The following is a 20,769-nucleotide window of genomic DNA, read 5'->3' on the forward strand; positions in this document are numbered from 1 at the left end:
ACTCTAACCGATATCTATCGAAAACACCTCTTTAAAACCCCTTTTACCATCTGTTGTAATGCGGATCGCCCGGGTGGTGGGCAGACGTTCAATCCAGTGTAATGTCAATAATCTGTCCAAAAGGGCGCTCCCCAGGGCCCCGGCTAAATGGTGGCGCCGTTCACTCCAATCCAGGCATTTATGGGAGAAGGAGCGGCGCCTTTGTTTTATTTGTGTAAGGTTAACCTGAAAGTCTGCAAAGAAAGTCTCTCCTCTCTCCGTGATATAGAGTCCGTCCTGATCCTCGGAAAGCATCCCCTTATTAATCAAGGAATCCATAATTTGCACGCCTAAATGACCCGCAAGATGATCGTAGCAGGTTCTTGCCAGCCGTATGGCCTCGTTTTCAGAGGCTTGCTTGAACGATTTAATTTGAACAGGCGGAGCTATGGACAAAAGTGACTCCATCACCCGGGCAACTTCAGGATTTTGTATGCCAAAATAGCGGTGCCGCCCTTGTTTGTCTACAGTAACGACCTGTGCATCAGTCATTTTAGATAAATGAAAGCTGGCAGTTTGCGGTTTAATACCAGCCATATGGGCCAGTTCGCTTGCCGTATGGAACCTGCCGTCCAATAAAACGGTAAGTATCGCAGCGCGGGAAGGCTCGCTTACGAGAGAAGCAATCATGGCTACATTTGATTTGGTGCTCATGGCACAGGTATCCCCCTTTGTAACTCATACTTTTGTAATCCATACTTCGATGAAGGTTGAAATGTTTACATTTTACAATAAGTAGGCAGATATGAACAGAAGGAGAAGGGACGATGTACCCAATGAATCATAATCAAGACATGAAAACGATTAAGCCAAGTATTTTATATTACGGCACGCCTGTGATTTTACTCAATACGCTGAATGAGGATGGAACGACGAATATTAGCCCCATATCCTCCTCATGGGCATTGGGTGACTGCCTGGTACTAGGCATTGGAATAGGCGGGAAAGCGTTTGAAAATATGAAACGGCATCCTGAATGCGTAATCAACGTTCCGGGACCTTCCATGTGGGAGAATGTAGAACGGTTGGCTCCATACACAGGCAAACATTCTGTACCGGCGGAAAAGCAGCAAAATGGATTTACCTATCAAAAGGATAAGTATGCGATCAGTGGACTAACTTCGGTCGACTCCAAGTCGGTCAAGCCCGCTCGAATCAGGGAATGTCCTATTCAGATTGAAGCTGAGGTGAGGGATATACGCATACCAGAACATGCTCCTTATTTTGCGATCGTCGAAACCCAGGCTGTGCAGGTACATGTTCACCAGGATATGATCCTCGGAGAGAATCATATTGATCCGACCAAGTGGAGTCCTCTCATCTATAATTTCCGCCATTATTTCGGTCTGGGTGACCATTTGGGCAAAACCTTCCGAGCTGAAACCTGATTACTAAACAAAATAATAATATTTCCTACCCGAATAATGAGAATTATCTTCCCAAAAGGTTCTTTTTGTGCGAGAATGATTGAAAAATCATCTATGACTACGCATACAGGAAGAGACGATTCATACAGCACGTATAACAAGGGAGGAAATAACCATGTCAGAAGAACGCAAGCTGTCATTTGAAACTCTCGCTGTCCATGCCGGACAACAAATTGATCCTACTACTTTTGCTCGTGCCGTTCCGTTATATCAAACGACTTCGTATGGATTTCGGGATGCCGGGCATGCGGCTGATTTGTTCTCGCTCAAAGAGTTCGGCAACATCTATACGCGTCTGATGAATCCGACCACGGATGTGTTCGAGCAACGGATTGCAGCTCTGGAAGGAGGAGCTGGCGCGCTCGCGACGGCTTCGGGAGCAGCAGCGATTTCCTTTTCCATCCTGAACATTGCGGGAGCAGGAGATGAAATTGTATCGGCCTCCAGCCTGTATGGCGGTACATATAATCTATTTTCTACCACACTGCCGAAATTGGGCATTAAGGTGCATTTTGTCGATTCGGATGACCCGGAAAACTTCCGCAAAGCCATTACAGATAAAACGAAGGCCATATTTGCTGAAACGATTGGCAACCCGCAGGGCAATGTGCTGGATGTGGAAGCGGTGGCGGCGATTGCACACGAATATGGCATTCCGCTGATTGTGGATAACACGTTTCCAAGCCCATATTTGTTGCGGCCTATCGAATATGGAGCGGACATTGTTGTGCATTCGGCAACGAAATTTATCGGTGGACACGGCACATCCATTGGTGGTGTGATCGTGGACAGCGGCAAGTTTGACTGGAAAGCGAGCGGTCGTTTCCCGGGACTGACCGAGCCGGACCCAAGTTACCACGGGATTGTGTATACCGAGGCGGTGGGACCCATCGCGTATATTATCAAAGCGCGAGTGCAATTGCTGCGCGATCTGGGAGCGGCTATTTCACCGTTCAACTCGTGGCTGCTGCTGCAAGGCTTGGAGACACTCCATCTGCGGCTGGAGAGACATAGTCAGAACGCACTGAAGGTAGCGCAATATCTCGAAAGCCACAAGGATGTGGAGTGGGTCAGCTACTCCGGATTGCCAAGCCATCCATCCTACGAGTTAGCTCAAAAATACTTGCCTAAAGGGCAAGGGGCGATCCTGACCTTTGGCATCAAAGGCGGGAGTCAGGCAGGAAGCAAGCTGATTGCGAATGTGAAGCTATTTTCTCATCTGGCTAATGTGGGCGATTCCAAGTCTTTGATCATTCATCCGGCAAGCACTACGCACCAGCAGCTTAGTGCGGAGGAACAGGTTGCTGCCGGAGTCAAACCGGAGCTGTTGCGTCTATCCGTTGGGACAGAAGCGATTGAAGATATTTTGTACGATTTGGAGCAAGCGATCGCGGCCAGTCAGCAGTAGACAGTGATCGTTATGGGCTGGATAGACGATTGTGATGTAGCATTCGTGCAGGATTCAGTGGTTGATCAGGTGGGGGATATCCTCCACCTTTTTTTTGCGTTGACAACATACCCCTACAGGTATATAGTATACCCTATAGGGTATACAAGGAGGCGAAGAAATGGGCAGAAAAATAGTTGTTATTGGCGGGGTAGCAGGTGGGGCTTCTGCTGCGGCGAGATTGCGCAGATGGAATGAGGAAGACGAGATTATTTTGTTCGAACGCGGAGAGCATGTTTCTTTTGCGAACTGCGGTCTTCCTTACTATATTGGCGGGACGATTCAGGCGCGTGAGAAGCTGTTTGTCCAGACACCCCAAGGGATTAGAGAACGCTTTAATATAGATGTGCGGGTACTGAACGAGGTGGTGCAAATCGACCGTGAGCATAAGCTCGTCCGTTTCTGCGACATGACGACAGGTGAGATGGGGGAGCAGCCGTATGACATTGTGGTATTGTCGCCGGGAGCCAAGCCGATGATACCGGACATTCCCGGATTGCATGGAGCTGCGAATGTATTTACGCTAAGAAATATTCATGATACGGATGTCATTAAGACGTATGTAGATGAAAGCCAGCCCAAACATGCCACGGTGATCGGTGCCGGATTTATCGGGCTGGAGATGGCCGACAATTTGCGGGAACGCGGCCTTGCGGTGACTCTTGTTGACATGGGACAGCAAGTCCTTAATCCACTAGATCCTGAAATGGCCAAGCTGGTAGAGCAGCATATGAAGCTGAACGGGGTGGAGATACGCTTGGAGGAAGGAGTTGCGGCTTTTGAAGGCCAGGGTACACGGCTCCGTTTGACCTCCGGTGATATGCTTCAGACAGACATGGTTATTCTGGCAATTGGTGTGGTTCCTGAAAATGAGCTGGCCAAGCAAAGCGGATTGGAGCTTGGTTTTCGTGGGGCTATTCAGGTTAACGCCCAGCTGCAAACCAGCGACCCGGCCATTTATGCGGTAGGGGACGCCATCCAGGTCAAAGACCGCAATCACGGGTTTGCAACCATGGTGCCGCTGGCTTGGGGTGCCAATCGCCAGGGGCGTTTGGCGGCAGATCACATTAATGGTCAGGCGATTTCCTATGATGGTGCGCTCGGAACATCCGTCATTAAGGTCTTTGCATTGACCGCAGCCTCTACAGGAAATAACGAAAAAACATTGTCACGGCTGGACGTTCCCTATAAAGCGATTCATATTCATCCCGGTTCGCATGCAGGTTATTATCCCGGGGCATCGCCTATTGCGATCAAGCTGCTTTTTAATCCAGAGACTGGCGTGATATACGGAGCCCAGACGGTTGGAGCCGATGGAGCAGACAAAAGGATTGATGTCATTGCGACAGCTATTCGCGGCAATATGAATGTCCGTGATCTGGCTGACCTTGAGCTTGCTTATGCGCCTCCTTATTCTTCGGCAAAAGATCCTGTGAATATGGCTGGTTACGTGGCTTCCAATATCATGGATGGGCTGGTCCAAACGTTACAGTGGCATGAAGTTGACGATTTTCACCGCAATGGCGGTGTCATTATAGATGTCAGGGATAAGGTGGAGCTACAGGCTGGAGCCATTCCAGGTTCTATTCATATTCCTTTGGCTGAGCTTAGAGATCGAATGTCGAAAATTCCTCGTGATCGGGAAATCGCGGTATCTTGCCAGGTCGGCTTGCGCGGCTATCTGGCAGCCAGAATTTTGACTCAGCATGGTTATTCGGTGAGAAATGTTGATGGCGGCTACAAGACGTATTCGGTCATGGCTGCTGAACGTGCTCATCTCTTGAAATAGTTCATTACCCATTCAATCTGATTCAGGTGATCCGTTACTTGGCCGTGCAGCGCACCAAAGAAGGTATCCTGCAGTTCCACGGTGATCGTCCCTTTTTCGGCCAATGCGTGGTAAGCGTGCTTAAGCTCCTCCTCACTCTCACAGTCGAGAATGATTTGTACATGCTGTGCTTTCAGCGGCTTACCGTAGGAATCGGAAAAATGGATAAGACTGTTGCCCAAGTGAAGCTCTGCGTGTAAAAGCTTGCCTTCATGCTTGTTCAGCACTTTGATTTCTCCACCAAAAACAGATTGATAATAATCAACCGTCTGCTGTACATCGTTTACAATGATATAAGGGCTTGCACTTCTCATGGGATCATTTCCTTTCATGTCTTTGATAGAGGACTTCTACTACTATACATTATTTACGTTGTCCGTGGGAATTACCCCTTCTCTTATCAAAAATGGCTTGGTTCACTGTGTGACGTCTGTTACAATAGAAGAGACATTTATGAATGGATAGAAAAGAGGTTGAACAGGTGGGCACTTCAATGATTTGGGAAGCGGCTATATATTGGATAATCCTAGTGATCGCCGCACTGTGTGTGATCGCAGTATCGGGTAGCCGAAAGACGGCAAGCACGATTATTTTGGCGCCCGTTGTTTTATTTTGTACCATATTTATGATGCAGGGCTCGATGTTAAATGTAATGAAGCACCCGACGATGGGGGCGAATGTCGGTTTGGGTATGGCATTTCTGACAACATGGGTGGTCAGCGGAATATTGTTTGCCGTAGCGCTTGTGATTGCTTTTATTAGATACAGCAAGAGGAATAAGGCGTAATCCAGTCTCAGAACTTCAGATGAATAAAGGCTTTCGGTGATATGCCGAAAGCCTTTTTGTTTTGCAGGCAGATATTTAATGTCGCGAATTTGGTAAAAATAGAGTGGAAGGCCAAAAAGAGGTTTACAGTCCTAGCTGGAAAGTGTATACATAAAATAAGGAGGCGATTGCCATGAGTGAGCGTGCATTTCATTTGTTCTACATTATTTCCCTGACGGTTTTGGCATTGGGAAGTGTTGGTGGAGTCGGCTGGTGGCTGCGATCGGTCAGCCGCGAGGAGAAGGAAAAAAATTGAATTTGGCATGGGCATACAAGCCCAAATGCATCTTCCAGTAGGAGGATGCATTTTTATATGCTATAATGGGAACATATGTTCTTTGTGATAATCATCCCGGTCAATGGTTGGCCGGGAACTGAAAGGGAGGAAAGATGATGCTGCCTGATTTGGAACGAAAGCTGCTACGTATTTTGTATAACTATTTTGCCCAGCATCGCCATATGCCAACGATGACGGAATTAACCGTCAAAACGGGCAAGCGAGACACTGAAATTACAGCCGCCTTGCGACATATGGAACAAGAGCGGTATATCACATGGGAAAATAGCACAGGCACCCAACATGTAATTTTACTGGAAGGATGGGAGCGGCCTTCGGTCCATAGGCGTACTCCAATGGAGACAGGGCGTTCCAATACACCAACGACACCGCCGGACAATACAGAATATTGGACGAATTATTAGAAGGTGAAGAGTTAACAAAATTCTCAGATATTTTAAACTGGAAAATTAATGAGTTTTTAAGGTGCATATCATTTAATTTTAAGAAAGAGAGACTATAATGACCGTATTAACCCCTTTTTGATCAAGCTATAGGCCCTGCCGATGTATCGGCAGGGCCACTTTTTTGTTCATACACAGGCTCATCAATATAAAAAATCCCCCGGGGATCATCCGGAGGATTGGGTGCAGTCTACGTATACTGCATGGCCTGTTCAAACTTCATCGTTTGACGGCATAATATATATTCAACCCCTGCTGCCTTGCATAATATGGTCAGCATGTTCATAAGGGGCAGTCTGATTCCACTGTTCATTTTCCAAACGACAAAAGCCCTACCTCTCTTTCGTCCTTGCGGCTCCGATGACCGCGCCAGTGTGAATGTGAAAATCTTTTGGCAAAAGCTCAAAATTCTACATTAGGGTTATACATAAAATTTGGAGAAGCTCCATGCGGTGATTAGGAGTGTAGCCTGTTGCGCGGAATCCTATGGGGTTAATACATACTTTTACAGTATAGCAAGAATGATTCTAAAACACAAGGGGTCTTATTGGTAATCACGACAACCGCGTATCATCGGATATGTGGTTGTTTTGTTGGCGAAGAAGGTTAACTTTTGATGGTTGGACTCCGATATTGAATAAACAAGATATTATATGAGCGTACGGATGAAAAGAGGGGTAGCAATTTGCCGATCTATAAGCGCTTTATTCAGCATGTTATCCTGAACTATGTTATAGGTTCGTTTACCGCTGTATTATTGGTAGGTGCGATTTTTGTATTTTCCAAGCTAAATGTAGCCCAGTATGAATTACTCGGACTTGTGAAAATTATTGTAATTTCCAGTGCCATTATGATTGGCTGTGAAGTCATGGCGTTCCAGATGCATTTGAGACCGGTTCGTCGTTTTTTTTACGGTAAATCAACAACATTCAAGGATGCAGAAGCGGTGTATGTACGAATTCACCATCTGCCTAATTTGTCGGTTTTACGTATTATTGGGCCGCATTTGTTGGGGTTTTCCATTCCGGCAGCAGGCTTAGCCCTATGGATGATACATACCGGACAGCTTACCTTTCCTTTTTATTACGTAGTAATCGCTTGTATCGGGGCTTGTTTGGTTGCTTCTATGCACGCACTGGTTGAATTTTTCCTGACGATGAGAGCGATCCGGCCGCTGCTGGAGGAGCTTCGAGAACAAACCCATCAGCATTATGGACTGAACCTGTCACTCCGGGGACGTGTGCTGCTATCACTGCGGCATAAATTTCAGTTGAGCGCCACGTTAATCGGTGCTTTTCCGTTGTTTTTATTTTGTCTGGCTACGCAGATTCGGTTGGAGCGATCGAATGCGACGCATTCCAGCTCCTATTGGCTATGGGCGGGAACGATTTTAATTTTTGGCGTGGCTTTTGCCTATTTGGGAGGCAGGCTGCTGACACGTGAGATCGAGCAGCCGATTCATCACCTGCTGGAGAAAATGAACGAAGTAAAGGAAGGCCGATTTAACAGTAATGCCAGCGACTTGTATTCCGACGAATTTGCGGAGCTGGTCGAAGGCTTTAACATGATGATCGAGGGCCTCAAGGAGCGGGAAGAAAAAAATGGCCAGCTCTTGGAAAGTTATTTTGTTACCTTGGCGGCAGCACTGGATGCGCGGGATGCGTATACCGCGGGACATTCTTTGCGTGTGGCGGAGTATTCTGTACTCATTGGGCGAAAGGGTGGCTTGAACGAGACGGATCTCGATTTGTTGCGTAAAACAGCCTTACTGCATGATATCGGTAAAATCGGCGTGCCTGATGCTGTATTGCTCAAGGATGGCAAGCTGACGGACGAGGAATTTGACCAGATTAAAATGCACCCAGTCATGGGAGAAAGCATTCTCCGCCGGGTCGAGCCTGCTTATGCGATGGCGCCTTATTTGCCCGGCGTGCGTTCGCACCACGAGCGCTATGACGGCAAGGGATACCCTGACCAGCTTTCCGGGGAAGATATCCCGCTTTTTGGACGGATTATTGCCGTAGCAGATGCATTTGATGCGATGACATCGGATCGCCCATACCGAAAAGGTATGAAGGAAGAAAAGGCGGTTATGATATTGGAGGAAGGCAAAGGGACTCAGTGGGACCCTTATTTTGCCGAATTATTTGTCCAGGAATGGCACCGGAATAAAGGCATTATAAGCTAAAATCAGAGATAGCTTCACGAGGGCGAGCCGCTACGGTTCGCTTTTTTTTGTGCACCCATGGAGTGTCTTTGGGGCATGTCGAAAGATGAGGCTTCATGTTATGATTACAAGAAAGGCAAGGGCGGTTAGCATAGGCGTGGCATCCAATTCTTTGTGCTATGGGAGTGTGAGTCCATGCAATTTTCAATAATGTTTGTAATCAATTTGGGGATGCTGATAGCTGTTGCTTATGTGGCAAACGTGATTTATAAATATGGCTTAAGCCGTACCTCTTCGCGGTTCAAATATATCAGCTCATTACTGCTGATGGTATTTGGCGGATGGATCAGCTCTTGCTTTGGTTTTAATTTTAGTGAGACAGTGATCTTTGATCTGCGCTTCGTTCCGTTGATTATTGCGGCGTTGGTGTATTCGCGTTCCTATACGCTTATTATCATTGGGGTAGCGATTGGACTTACGAGATTTACCTTCGGTTTGAATATGGCGGCGTGGGCCGGCTTCCTGAATATGAGTATTCTGGGCGTGCTGTGCGCTGGATTGAACTATTGGATGCGTCGGTCCACCTGGCGTCTGATTATTAAGGCGTCGGTGACCATTTTAGCGGTTAATATCGTCAATACGATAAATATTGCCATCCTCGGCGTCATTCCCTGGCGCTATTATGTAGCGGAAGTTGTTCCTCTTACACTGCCTATCGGCGTGGTACTCAGCTTCTTGTTTGCTCTGATTTTGCGTGATTTTCAGATGGAGCAATTGCGTAATTATCAGATTAAAAAGGCAAACCAGCTACTATCGAAGCAGCGCAATGAGTTGCAGAAGGCGAAGGTTGTTTTGGAGGAACGTGCGAAGCAGCTCATGATGGCCTCTCAATATAAATCGGATTTTATGGCAACGATGTCGCATGAGCTGCGTACACCTCTGAACAGCATTATTAATCTGGCGCAGATTATCAACGAGCAGGGGAAGGAACTGGATGAGGACGAGCTATACCAGTATAGCGAACTGATCTATGCCTCAGGGCATGATTTGCTCCAATTGATCAATGACATTCTGGATCTGTCCAAGGTCGAGGCCGGGCGCATGGAAATTGTAAATGAACCGGTCAATGTACACGAGATTGCGCAGGTAATGATGATGCATTTTGAAGTCACTGCCAAGGAAAAGAATCTTGAATTCAGCCTGAAGGTACATGAAAATATACCGGATGAAATTCAGTCCGATCCCAAACGTGTACAGCAAATTTTGCGTAATCTATTGTCCAACGCCTTTAAGTTCACTCATGAAGGACGTGTATTGCTGGAAATCAGCACACAGCATCTGGATCGAAAGGGACAGGAGGGGGATTGGGTTGTCATTGCGGTAAAAGATACGGGTATCGGTATTTCAGAGCTTCAGCAGCATATTATTTTTGAAGCATTTCAGCAAGCGAACGGTTCCATTAATCGCAAATATGGAGGAACCGGGTTAGGGCTGTCCATTAGCCGCGATTTTTCGCGCTTGCTGGGCGGTTTTATTCGTCTGGAGAGTGAAGAAGGCAAGGGAAGCACCTTTTCCCTATACCTGCCTATGTGTCCGTCCGAAAGCAAGGAGGCAGACGAACAGGAGTTTAAATTAACCTGATGCATCATGGCAGGAGCATTAGGGTGGAGAAAGGAGGTTTATCATGGAACGTAAAGCGGTCGTTGTAGGGGCAACGGGGCTTGTCGGGGGATATGTTGTGCGGGAGCTGCTGGTGCAAAAGGAGTATAACCGCGTCATGGTTATGGGCAGACGTCCGCTGGAAATCAGGCATCCCAAGCTTGAGCAGGCACTTATCGACTGGGAGCAGCCGCAGAAGGCGGCGTTTGCCTTTGAAGGGGCTGATGATGTTTTTTGCTGTCTTGGGACGACGATGAAAAAGGCTGGCTCCAGGGAGCAGTTTCGCAGGGTGGATCTGGATTACCCGGTTCAGACTGCTCGCTTGGGCAAAGAAGCTGGTGCAATGCAAATGCTCGCTATTTCTGCAATGGGTGCCGACCCGGATTCACGTGTGTTTTATAATCGTACCAAAGGAGAGGCGGAAGAGGCGCTTGCCGCTATTGGATTGCCGGCGCTCCATTTGTTCCGTCCGTCGCTCATTTTGGGTGCGAGGCCAGAACGACGTCTTGGCGAAGCCGTTGCCGCTGTTGTCATGAAGGCGCTGGATGGCATGATGACGGGCAAGCTCGCTCTATACCGTGCCATCCCGGCTTCGGTCATCGCACGAGCCATGGTGCGAATTGCCCTCGCGCAGGCAAGCGGCGTACATATTTATCCGAATGATATCATTCGAGTTATCGGTGCGGATGACCATGTGTAAGACCACGTTCGGGATGCGGTAATCCATAAGTGCAGGCATGAGTGCGGAATAGTGGCATCAAGCTTCCCGTGCTATAATACGGTAAACCAGTATCAGGAAGGAGAATCCAACAGATATGAAGAAAACAATTGCAACTGAAAAAGCACCCGGCGCTATTGGTCCTTACAGTCAAGCGGTAGAGGCGGGTGGGTTTATTTACACCTCAGGACAGCTTGGACTGAATCCGGCGACAGGTGAGTTCGGTAAAGACGTACAGGAGCAGGCACGCCTGTCCCTGAGCAACGTACAAGCCATTCTGGAAGCGGCAGGCAGCAGCATGAATCAGGTTGTGAAAGCGACTGTATTCCTGAAGGATATGAACGATTTTGTCAGCGTCAATGAAGTGTACAGCTCTTTCTTCGAGCAGCCGTATCCGGCTCGCAGTGCGGTAGAGGTAGCCCGCCTGCCTAAGGATGCGCTAGTGGAGATTGAAGTCATTGCATGGAAGGGCGAATAGGTCCAATAGACTCGTTAGAATAAAAATGACACGCCAAACGGGCGCCTCTGCAATAGGGGCACCCGTTTGCGCTTGTTAGTGAATGATCTTGATTCCTTAATCCCGATCACGATTGCGGGCCAAGAATAGCCATAGCGCGTACACCAGGATAATTGCCGCCAGGATCCATGCGGCCAGCCGTATCTTCTCATGGTCTGGATGCCCGATGGCGATGGCGACGTAGGCCCAGACGAATACGAGGGGATAAATGCTGTCACGATAAGGGGAGCTGACCATCATGGCTAACGCGGTGCCGATAAGCAGGATGATGATTGCCCATGTAGTTTTATGGAGTCCCCAACTGCTCCATTCATTTTTTTTCAGGGCAACCGCGATGTTGATAATGGCAGCAACGGATATCCAACCGAGATTCAGGCTGAATGGCAGCTTGACGAACCACATTTCCCCGCGAGTTGGTTGTGGCGTGCGGGTACGTACGTATACGACGCTTAGGGAGAGTAGGTATAAAATCATGACGATGACGCACAGCTCTACATATATATACTGCCACAGGAAAATCCAGATGATGTTGAAGAGACAGCTTAGAATAAAGAAAATACCGATGGATTGAACACTTCTCTTGGCTTGCCCTGCAGGTGTGGCTTGATACACGACAAAGCAGGCGAGCAGCAGGTAGATAAGCGACCAGATGGAAAAGGCATAGCCTGCTGGTGTTGCCAAGGTGGGATACATTTTGGATACAGCAGCTGTGTTCTTGCCGCCGATGGGAAGCTTAGAAGCCAAGATATTAACGACGATCACAGCGATGAATGCAAGGATATTCCACCATGTATATGGATGTCTTCGTGACATAGAGATATTTCCTCCCAGTCGAGTGATGAACAAAAATGACCAGTTGGTCACAAACTTTTATTATGAATATACCCATTTTGCTACCCAATATGTCCGAACAGGAGAAAGCCGCATAATCCAAATAAATTCATAAAAAGTTGTATGTATATGCAGTCATATGTAGTACAATGATAAAAATTTGAACCACTATATGCTGGATTGAGAATTCCTGAAATTCAGCTTATATAGGAGTGAGGAGATAAGTAGAATGAATGGCTTGGAAAGAATAGGGAAATTTGTAGGAGGAACCTTTTCGATTTGGGTACTTTTATTTGCATGTCTGGGATTTTTCTTTCCTGCGGCGTTTATAGGGTTGAAAGGATACATACAGCTATTTCTTGGCATCGTCATGTTCGGCATGGGACTGACCTTATCCTCGGCAGATTTCCGTGAAGTATTTCGGCGTCCAGTGGATGTGGCTATTGGTGTGGTCGGGCATTATCTGATTATGCCGTTTCTCGCGTATGTATTGGCGTTGGTACTACAGCTGCCACCGGATATTGCGGTGGGAGTTATTCTGGTAGGTTGTTGCCCAAGCGGAACCGCGTCCAACGTAATGACTCTTTTATCTAAGGGTGACGTGGCGCTCGGCGTGTCGATTGCTTCAGTGTCGACGCTGATTGCTCCGCTGGCGACCCCGGCTATGATTAGCCTCCTTGCCGGGCGCTGGATGAATATTGACGCCAAGTCGCTGATTATGGATATTCTGATCGTGGTTATCGTACCGATTGTGCTGGGCGTTATCGTCAAATCGCTATTCCGCAAACAGGCGGATGCGAGTGTCAAGGCACTGCCGCTTGTATCGACGCTGGCGATTGTACTGATCGTGGCGATTGTGGTTGCAGGCAGCAAGGGCAAGATTTTGGAAACTGGTCCGATTATTTTTGCGGTAGTCATTTTGCATAATGGCATCGGGTTCCTGCTCGGGTATTGGTTTGCCAAGCTGTTCGGCATGAATCTTTCCAAACGTAAAGCCGTTACATTGGAAACGGGGATGCAAAATTCCGGATTGGGCGCTGCGCTGGCAGCCGCTCATTTTAATCCGATTGCTGCTGTACCGAGCGCGATTTTCAGTGTGTGGCACAATATTTCCGGTTCGTTGCTCGCCACCTGGTTTTCCCGCCGGGAAGAGAAGAATAGCACAGGTGGGAGCAATTAAGGTTCAGGTTTTCCGGACATTTAAGGAAGGTCAGAAAGGTTGGATTTGACTTTATAGAGGTGGATCATTATACTGTGGTTATTATAACCACTGTATTTAAGTAAGCGGTAGTATACAGGCTTTATCATGGAAGTAAAGTAATATCGAATTCATATCTGATTTGACCTAAACTGAAGGAGAGAGAACGAATGAACCCGAAATATAACCCTCTATTTGATGCTTTTACTCTGCCATCTGGCGTTACGTTGAAAAACCGTATCACGATGGCTCCTATGACTAATTTTGCTTCCCATGAAAATGGCGAGGTCAGTGACCAGGAGCTGGCGTACTATCGTGAACGTTCTGGCGGCGTGGGCGCAGTTATTACGGCTTGCGTGTATGTAACTCCAGACGGCAAGGGCTTCGTGAATGAGTTTGGTGCGGACAAGGACGAAATGATTCCGAGCCTGCGTCGTCTGGCTGACACGATTCATCAGGAGGGTGCCAAAGCGATCCTGCAAATTTACCATGGCGGCCGTCTCTGTCCACCGGATCAAATTCCGGACGGACAACCGATCAGTGCCAGCGCAGTAGCCGAGGAAAAAGAAGGCGCACCTGTGCCGCGTGAAATGACGTCCGACGATATCCACCGCGTCATCCGCGCCTATGGCGAAGCAACTCGCCGCGCGATTGAAGCGGGTTATGACGGTGTAGAGCTTCACGGCGCGAACGGTTATCTGGTGCAGCAGTTCTTCTCCCCTCACTCCAACCGCCGTACTGATGAATGGGGAGGCAGTCTTGAAAAACGTATGGCCTTCCCGCTGGCGATTGTCCATGAGGTGAAAAAAGTGATTGCTGCCCATACCAAGCAACCGTTCATCTTCGGCTATCGGTTGTCTCCTGAAGAAGGACACACGCCAGGCATTACGCTGGACGATACGATGGTACTCGTAGATCGTTTGGCAGACGAAGGACTGGATTACCTGCACATTTCCGTAAACCATTTCTTCGGCGGTTCGTTCCGTGACCGTAGCGACGAACGTTCACGTACCGTTCTCATCCATGAGAAGGTTGGAAACCGTGTGCCGATTATAGGAGTTGGGTCGTTGAATACACCGGACGAGGCGCTTGCAGCACTGGAGACAGGTGTGCCGCTTGTTTCGCTGGGACGTCCGCTTTTGATGGAGCCGCAATGGGTTCAGAAAGTGAAAAACGGCACAGAAGATACCATTCGTACGACATTGTCCAAGCAAGCCCAACAGGAGCTGGTCATTCCGGACTACCTGTGGGGGGCGTTGACGACGGTTCCCGGCTGGTTGCCTGTTACGGATTAAATTTTGAATGGATCGAAATACCCTGGGTCGCTTCTATGCACCCGGGGTATTTTCCTGTCTTGTGTCCGTGATTACCAAAAGCATATCAATACCAGAGAAAGAAGGAGGCTGAAAATGTTACATGAAACCAATGGCTCGACTTCGATAAAGTCCACCCATCCCGGGCTGCAAATTCGGCTTTTACAAGTAAGTGATGCAGAACGATTATTAGAGATCAGACGTGCAAATTTTGATTTTTTCAAGCCGTTTGAGTCGGAACGAGCTGAGGCATACTTTACGCTGGAAGAACAGGCGCGTCTGATTTCCGTCGGTCTTGAGGCTGCACAAGCGGGACAAGGATATACGTTTGGACTTTTTTTGCCGGAAAATGATAAGCTGATCGGCAGAATGGAGCTGTCGGGCATAGCTAGAGGCCCTTTTCAAAACGCGAATCTGGGCTACTTTGTAGACCCTGCCTATCACGGACAAGGCTATGCCACCTCCGCTGTGAAAGACATTGTACGCTATGCCTTGAGTGAGCTGGAATTGCATCGTATTCAGGCCGGGGTCATGCCGAGGAATACGCCGTCTATTCGCGTGATGGAAAAGGCCGGATTCCGCCAGGAAGGGCTGGCACTACACTATTTGAAGATTAATGGTGTCTGGGAAGATCATGTGCTGTATGCAATTACGGCTGAGGATTTGCAGAATGGCGTTTTCTGAATTCGCCAGGCGTGACCCCCTCCAGTTTTTTGAACACCTTGCCAAAATATTTTTCATCCTGATACCCGACCATACCAGCTATATGATGAAGTCGCAGCTTGTCATTCAGCAGCAGCAGCTTCGCCTTGTCCATCCTGATCCGGCACAGATAGTCGGACAGATTCACGCCGTATTCCTGCTTGAATTTGCGAGAGATATATTCCCGGCTGAGGTAAAAACGGCTAGCCATATCCTGTAGAGAAATATCCTCGTTGTAGTGGGCAACCAGATAGCGGGCAATATTATGGATCGTCGGGTTATTGGGACTATGGCTTGGTGTAAGTGCCTGACCGGCTGCCAGCATTCGGTTTTCGATCTGCTTTCTCCATAAGGGCAGGGATAGCAGTCCACGATTGTTGATGGGCAGGGCCGGAATGGAGCCAGCTCCATCGGTCAGTTCCTCGCCTTCGGTATCTCCGGGTCTGTCATTCAGCCAACGGGCCAGCATCCAATCCAGCTCCTGATTCCAGCCGGCAAGCTGCTCCACCGTAATCGAAGGCAACTCGGCAACAGCTGCTATCCAGCGGCCTACCGTTGCAGCTACACGACTGGCATTGCAGCTAAGCGCGCTAAGTCGCAGCTCCTCTTCTATCTCGGGCAGTCGGGGAAGACGTACGGACTGTCGTGCAAGAGAGTTATGGTGCAGCCAAGCGGTGGCCTGCAACACATCTCTCTTCCACAATGCTTGCCTAGCCTCATGGTAGGCTGTAGCTGCCGCTACGGGAAAGGCACCGAAAGAGCCAACCCCGATATGCATATAGCAGCGCAATGCTGTTCTGATCCCTGCATGGATATCCTGCAGCAGCAGCGGCCAACGGGACGGCTCGCCCCAATACAGCAAAATAATTTCGTCCATACGCTCCAGATGGCGGAATGCAATTCCGGTTTGGGAGGCCATGAGAAACTCATTGCAGATGTTAATCAGGGAAAAGCTCAGCAGCGGACGCCGCGTTTTGTATTTATCCAGCATATCGGCATCCAGTTGAGCAATGCTCATCACGGCTGCATTGCACATTTGAATCACCGCGGGAAGACCTAGCTCCTCGCGCAAGGGCGTGATGGAAAGAGCGGTATTCGTCGTACCGGACACCAGCTCAGTCAAGAGCTTATCCGCATAGTGCGGCCTCATCCGGTTTACTTCGATGGCCTGCATTGTCTGCCTGCGCCGATCTTGCTCCGCTGTTCGCCAGGCCTTGGTGGCTTTGGATAGAGCCTCGTTAATCTCTACAGGGTCTACAGGCTTGAGAATGTAGTCCATGCCTCCCCGGCGGATAGCCTGTCGAACCAAATCAAAATCGTCATGGCCGCTTACCACCACGACTCTGGTCGCGGGGGAATGGACCTGAATCCACTCCATCAGAGCTACTCCATCTTTGCCGGGCATCCGCATATCTGTGAGTACAACAGGTGGGGAAAGGGCGGTGATAACCTCAATCGCCTGATCGCCCGACTCGGCTTCGATCACCTCGGTCACGCCGCAAGCCTCCCAATGTACGAGCATCCGAATGGCATGGCGCACATGCTTTTCATCATCTACAATCAGGACTTTCATGACAGATCACTCTCCCTTAATATGAATTCCGGTATGAGCTTCGGTACGAATTTCGAGTGTATAACGAACGCCATGGGGCAAAATATTGTCTACAGACAGGGTGTTAGAACCGTCCTCCGAATGAAGCTGAATACGCAATAGAACATTGCGGAGTCCGATGGAATCCTGTTCGCTGGTGTTCGGCTCCTCGTAGGCTTTCAGCGGACGTTTCAGCATATGCTGAAGCTGCTCCAACTCGGCCTGCGGAATGGATGCTCCGTTATTTTCTACGGCAATTCTTACAATTCCTTCGCGAATTCGGCAGCCTGTCATGTGAATTTTACCGGGACCCAGCCGGGGATCAGCACCGTGTTTGAAGTAGTTTTCGACTAACGGCTGGAGAATCATTTTAGGCACGCGGTCATTCAGCACCTCATCATCCCAATGGTAAGTCACCTCTAATTGCTCTCCAAAGCGTTCTTTTTGCAAATCAAGATATTGCCTTACATGCTCGGCCTCCTCCTTGAGTGCAACGACTGTATGATCCCGCATGTTATAGCGCAGCATTTTGGCGAGGGAGGAAAGCAGAGAATAGATTCGCGGTACCTCATGCTGCAGAGCCAGCGTTCCGATAGACTGTAGCGTATTATATAAAAAGTGAGGATTAATCTGTGCTTGAAGCGCTTTCAATTGATGTGTCTTGTTTGCCAGCTCCAGCTTATATTCCCGCAAGATGAGGTTGTTGATGGTATCCATCATCTGTCTGAAGCTGCGTGATAGCACCCCGATCTCATCGTTGCTCATGGCCTGAATGTCTACATCGAGCTGACCCGACTGGATCTGGTTGATGTAGCGAGTCAGTCGCTTGATGGGCTCCGTAATTTTTATGGAAATCCATAGCGTGGCGACAATGACTAGCAGCAACGCTGTGCTTGCAATAACTACATTGATCTGGGTCAGGCGAGTGGCCCGTAAATAAAGCGTTCGATTAGGGATTTTCTTAACGAGCGTCCAGCCTGACAGGCTGGCATCCAGCTTGCCGTACACGTGTAGTGCCGTATCATCCTCGATTACTCCGTGCCCGCCTTCATTAGAAATTCGCTTGAGTAGGCCAGATTCCTTCCAGTGTGTTCCAATTGCCGCTTCATTTCCGCTATATATGATCGTTCCGTGCCGATCGACCAAGAACAGCTCTTCTGTATCTGCATTATACAATTGACGGCAAATGCTGCGTAGCGGCTCCAGACGAACATCTATGGACAGTACCCCAAGCGTCTCTGAGGAAGGAATGTTCCGAATCGCCCGATGGAGTGTAAATACCTGCCGCTGTGTGTCGTGTTCTGCATAGGAAACCGCCGAAAAGCCGTACAAATGCTTTTTATGCGATGGCTGTATGAATAATCCGGAGGAACCGTAATGAACAGAGCCGGGGAAGGCTTCCAGCCGGGATTCCCGAAGAGGGACCGTACTGGTAACCAGGGTAGATTCCGCTGCCTGAAAAGAGTGCAAATACACCTGATCGATGCCTGACGAAGCATTCAGCATCGTTTGCAGCGTCGTGTAAATTTCGGCGACAGCCCGGTAATCATCGGGAATTTTGGCCAGATTGCGCAGAAAGTGAGGGTCATTATAGGCCCCGATCGATGCCCGATTCAATCCCTGCAAATAGTTATCCAAATTCGTGATTCCCTGAAAAATAAGCCGTTCATTTTCTTGTGTGGCTTGCTCTCGCAGAGATTGCTTGGTGAGAAGGAAGGTCATGGTCATCGACAGCAGTAGCGGCAGGGTGACTGCAATGAGCAGAAACCAGATCAGACGGGAACGAATGCTATGAAATTTCATACAGATGGCTCCTTTCACGATTCAAGACAAGCCAGAGGTCAATAATTTCCCCCTAATGGTTCACGATCTTGCGTGTTCTCCAGAGCGCTTATTCGACATAATGAAGATGTGAACCGCCAGTCATACGGTCAAAACGTCCATGCTACTTGCTGAGGAAGCCGTAGGAGCGTTCCAGACACCAACAGATAACAAAAGGGGGGGATCGGTTTGAACCGCGCCAAGTCGTCGCAATGGCTCCAGCAATGGATTTTTGTAGGGCCGTCGACGTTATTTTTCGTTATCATTATTGTAATCCCTTTCATCCTGGGAATGTACTATTCTTTTACAGAGTGGAATGGGGTTGCCAATCAAGCGAAATGGGTCGGGTTAGATAATTTCTATCACATTTTATGGGATGATGACAAATTTAGGACAGCGTTCTGGTTTACGATCCGTTTTACGGTGATTGGAGTGGTGGCTGCGAATGTTTTGGGCTTTCTGCTGGCGTATTTTCTAACCAAGCCGCTAAAAACGAAAAATGTGCTAAGGACTATTTTTTTCATGCCTAATGTGATCGGGGGGCTGCTGCTCGGCTTTATCTGGCAGTTTATTTTTGTCAAGGGGTTTGCAGCGATTGGAGAGAGTACGAACTGGTCTTTCTTTAATCTATCCTGGCTGGGAGACGAGATTACAGCCTTTTGGGGCATTGTGATCGTGTTTATCTGGCAAACTGCCGGGTATTTGATGGTCATTTATATTTCTTCCCTGACCAATGTGCCTCGGGATATGCTGGAAGCAGCCGAAATCGATGGAGCGAGCCGGATGCAAATATTAAGGTCGATTATATTGCCCTTGATCATGCCTGCCGTTACAGTATGTCTTTTCCTCGCGATATCATGGTCGTTTAAAATGTTCGATCTTAATTTGTCATTGACCAAGGGCGGGCCCTTCGGGTCTACGGAATCGGTGGCACTCAATATTTATAATGAAGCGTTTGTGAATAATCGTTATGGATTGGGGACGGCCAAAGCGCTCATTTTCTTTATTATAGTTGCGCTTGTTACGAGCCTTCAGGTGCGCCTGACGAAAAGCCGGGAGGTGGAGGCGTAAATGGAAACAAGCAAGCGCTACCGGTTCGGAACATGGACGACTGAGCTGGTCATGATCCTCGTCGCCTTGTTATTCCTCGTTCCGTTTTACTTTTTGTTCGTGAATTCGGTCAAAAGCTTTGGTGACCTGCTCACCGATTCTGCGGCCTGGCCACAAACTTTTGTATGGAGCAACTATGCCAGGGCGTGGAGCATTACGCGTTTTCCCGAAGCCTTATGGAATTCACTTGTGGTAACGGTAGTCAGTAATCTGCTGCTCGTGCTGATCAGCTCGATGGCTGCTTACCGGATGGTTCGGCATCCGACGCGTTATAACCGGGTATTATTCAGCCTGTTCGTGGCTGCGATGGTCATTCCTTTTCAATCGGTGATGATCCCTCTGGTCAAGGTCGTAAGTACGCTGGATTTAATGAACAGCATCGGTGGGCTGGTGATCTGTTATCTGGGCTTCGGGGCGCCTATGTCCATCTTTCTCTTTCACGGGTTTGTCAAAGGCGTGCCGGTTGAGGTGGAGGAGGCAGCTACGGTGGACGGCTGTACGCCTTACGGCGTGTTTTTCCGCATCGTGTATCCGTTGATGCTGCCGATGATGGCGACGGTTATTATTTTAAATACGCTCTGGATCTGGAATGACTATCTCCTGCCGTCCCTGGTGCTGCAAAAGGCTGAGCTGCGCACGATTCCGATTGCTACCTATGCCTTTTTCGGACAATACACGAAGCAGTGGGATTTGGCACTGCCTGCTCTGGTTCTGGGCATTCTGCCAGTCATCGTATTCTTTCTGGCCATGCAAAAATATATTATTCAAGGTATTATGGCTGGTTCGGTCAAAGGCTGAGTGAGGGATGAACTGAAATTTAATATTGAAAGGAAC

Annotated in this window: 20 protein-coding genes; 15 read left to right on the plus strand and 5 right to left on the minus strand. The window is 48.6% G+C overall.

Translation table 11 applies throughout. The annotated features are described in order from the left end of the window. Window positions 1-3: 3 nt before the first annotated feature. Window positions 4-693 (minus strand): ArsR/SmtB family transcription factor, encoded by a 690-nt coding sequence (locus WG8_RS02725; RefSeq protein ID WP_007428543.1) that lies wholly within the window; start codon window positions 691-693, stop codon window positions 4-6. Window positions 694-806: 113 nt separating this feature from the next. Here WG8_RS02725 and WG8_RS02730 point away from each other — a divergent pair, with 113 nt between their 5' ends. The 3 genes from WG8_RS02730 to WG8_RS02740 all read left to right on the plus strand — a co-directional run bounded on the left by WG8_RS02730 (window position 807) and on the right by WG8_RS02740 (window position 4,702). Beyond that, window positions 807-1,427: a flavin reductase family protein gene (locus WG8_RS02730; RefSeq protein ID WP_007428544.1), complete on the plus strand. Its 621-nt coding sequence runs from the start codon at window positions 807-809 to the stop codon at window positions 1,425-1,427. A 154-nt stretch (window positions 1,428-1,581) separates the two neighbouring features. After that, the gene (locus WG8_RS02735) at window positions 1,582-2,874 is read left to right on the plus strand and encodes a homocysteine synthase (RefSeq protein ID WP_007428545.1); all 1,293 of its coding nucleotides are present in this window, start codon (window positions 1,582-1,584) and stop codon (window positions 2,872-2,874) included. 160 nt (window positions 2,875-3,034) lie between these two features. Further along, window positions 3,035-4,702: a CoA-disulfide reductase gene (locus WG8_RS02740; protein WP_007428546.1), complete on the plus strand. Its 1,668-nt coding sequence runs from the start codon at window positions 3,035-3,037 to the stop codon at window positions 4,700-4,702. Here the strand turns inward: WG8_RS02740 and WG8_RS02745 are convergent. Then, window positions 4,687-5,055, minus strand: coding sequence for a VOC family protein (locus tag WG8_RS02745; protein WP_007428547.1), 369 nt, complete (start codon window positions 5,053-5,055; stop codon window positions 4,687-4,689). The two genes, WG8_RS02740 and WG8_RS02745, sit on opposite strands and share 16 nt — an antisense overlap. Before the next feature lie 143 nt (window positions 5,056-5,198). On the opposite strand from WG8_RS02745, the gene WG8_RS02750 reads away from it, so the two are divergent. From WG8_RS02750 to WG8_RS02775, 7 genes are all read left to right on the plus strand, one after another. Next, window positions 5,199-5,528 carry a hypothetical protein gene (locus WG8_RS02750; RefSeq protein WP_043890715.1) on the plus strand — a complete coding sequence of 110 codons (330 nt, stop codon included), beginning with the start codon at window positions 5,199-5,201 and terminating at the stop codon, window positions 5,526-5,528. Window positions 5,529-5,700: 172 nt separating this feature from the next. Then, window positions 5,701-5,823: a hypothetical protein gene (locus tag WG8_RS29285; protein ID WP_007428549.1), complete on the plus strand. Its 123-nt coding sequence runs from the start codon at window positions 5,701-5,703 to the stop codon at window positions 5,821-5,823. Window positions 5,824-5,960: 137 nt separating this feature from the next. Then, the gene (locus WG8_RS02755; RefSeq protein WP_007428550.1) at window positions 5,961-6,269 is read left to right on the plus strand and encodes a hypothetical protein; all 309 of its coding nucleotides are present in this window, start codon (window positions 5,961-5,963) and stop codon (window positions 6,267-6,269) included. Between the two features lie 724 nt (window positions 6,270-6,993). Beyond that, window positions 6,994-8,496, plus strand: a complete 1,503-nt coding sequence (locus WG8_RS02760; RefSeq protein ID WP_007428551.1) for an HD-GYP domain-containing protein — start codon at window positions 6,994-6,996, stop codon at window positions 8,494-8,496. Between the two features lie 174 nt (window positions 8,497-8,670). Next, window positions 8,671-10,116, plus strand: a complete 1,446-nt coding sequence (locus WG8_RS02765; RefSeq protein WP_007428552.1) for an ATP-binding protein — start codon at window positions 8,671-8,673, stop codon at window positions 10,114-10,116. Window positions 10,117-10,159: 43 nt separating this feature from the next. Next, entirely contained in the window at window positions 10,160-10,834 is a 675-nt protein-coding gene (locus tag WG8_RS02770) for an NAD(P)H-binding protein (RefSeq protein WP_007428553.1), read from the plus strand. A 115-nt stretch (window positions 10,835-10,949) separates the two neighbouring features. Further along, the gene (locus WG8_RS02775) at window positions 10,950-11,330 is read left to right on the plus strand and encodes a RidA family protein (protein WP_007428554.1); all 381 of its coding nucleotides are present in this window, start codon (window positions 10,950-10,952) and stop codon (window positions 11,328-11,330) included. A 96-nt stretch (window positions 11,331-11,426) separates the two neighbouring features. Here WG8_RS02775 and WG8_RS02780 read toward each other — a convergent pair whose 3' ends face one another. Then, the gene (locus WG8_RS02780) at window positions 11,427-12,182 is read right to left on the minus strand and encodes a hypothetical protein (protein WP_007428555.1); all 756 of its coding nucleotides are present in this window, start codon (window positions 12,180-12,182) and stop codon (window positions 11,427-11,429) included. A 247-nt stretch (window positions 12,183-12,429) separates the two neighbouring features. On the opposite strand from WG8_RS02780, the gene WG8_RS02785 reads away from it, so the two are divergent. From WG8_RS02785 to WG8_RS02795, 3 genes are all read left to right on the plus strand, one after another. Beyond that, window positions 12,430-13,380 carry a bile acid:sodium symporter family protein gene (locus WG8_RS02785; RefSeq protein WP_007428556.1) on the plus strand — a complete coding sequence of 317 codons (951 nt, stop codon included), beginning with the start codon at window positions 12,430-12,432 and terminating at the stop codon, window positions 13,378-13,380. A gap of 188 nt (window positions 13,381-13,568) precedes the next feature. Beyond that, window positions 13,569-14,693: an NADH-dependent flavin oxidoreductase gene (locus WG8_RS02790; protein WP_007428557.1), complete on the plus strand. Its 1,125-nt coding sequence runs from the start codon at window positions 13,569-13,571 to the stop codon at window positions 14,691-14,693. Between the two features lie 114 nt (window positions 14,694-14,807). Beyond that, the gene (locus tag WG8_RS02795; RefSeq protein ID WP_007428558.1) at window positions 14,808-15,395 is read left to right on the plus strand and encodes a GNAT family N-acetyltransferase; all 588 of its coding nucleotides are present in this window, start codon (window positions 14,808-14,810) and stop codon (window positions 15,393-15,395) included. Here WG8_RS02795 and WG8_RS02800 read toward each other — a convergent pair. Then, a complete protein-coding gene (locus WG8_RS02800) occupies window positions 15,361-16,986 on the minus strand; it encodes a response regulator transcription factor (protein ID WP_007428559.1) in 1,626 nt (541 codons plus the stop codon). The genes WG8_RS02795 and WG8_RS02800 overlap by 35 nt on opposite strands. Before the next feature lie 6 nt (window positions 16,987-16,992). Further along, window positions 16,993-18,807, minus strand: coding sequence for a sensor histidine kinase (locus WG8_RS02805; RefSeq protein WP_007428560.1), 1,815 nt, complete (start codon window positions 18,805-18,807; stop codon window positions 16,993-16,995). A 207-nt stretch (window positions 18,808-19,014) separates the two neighbouring features. Here WG8_RS02805 and WG8_RS02810 point away from each other — a divergent pair, with 207 nt between their 5' ends. Together WG8_RS02810 and WG8_RS02815 are read left to right on the plus strand one after the other, a co-directional pair. Further along, window positions 19,015-19,896, plus strand: a complete 882-nt coding sequence (locus tag WG8_RS02810) for a carbohydrate ABC transporter permease (protein ID WP_007428561.1) — start codon at window positions 19,015-19,017, stop codon at window positions 19,894-19,896. Continuing rightward, the gene (locus WG8_RS02815) at window positions 19,897-20,733 is read left to right on the plus strand and encodes a carbohydrate ABC transporter permease (protein WP_007428562.1); all 837 of its coding nucleotides are present in this window, start codon (window positions 19,897-19,899) and stop codon (window positions 20,731-20,733) included. It begins immediately after the preceding gene. Window positions 20,734-20,769 lie beyond the last annotated feature (36 nt).

The sequence above is a fragment of the Paenibacillus sp. Aloe-11 genome, from assembly GCF_000245715.1.
GTDB lineage: Bacteria > Bacillota > Bacilli > Paenibacillales > Paenibacillaceae > Paenibacillus > Paenibacillus kribbensis.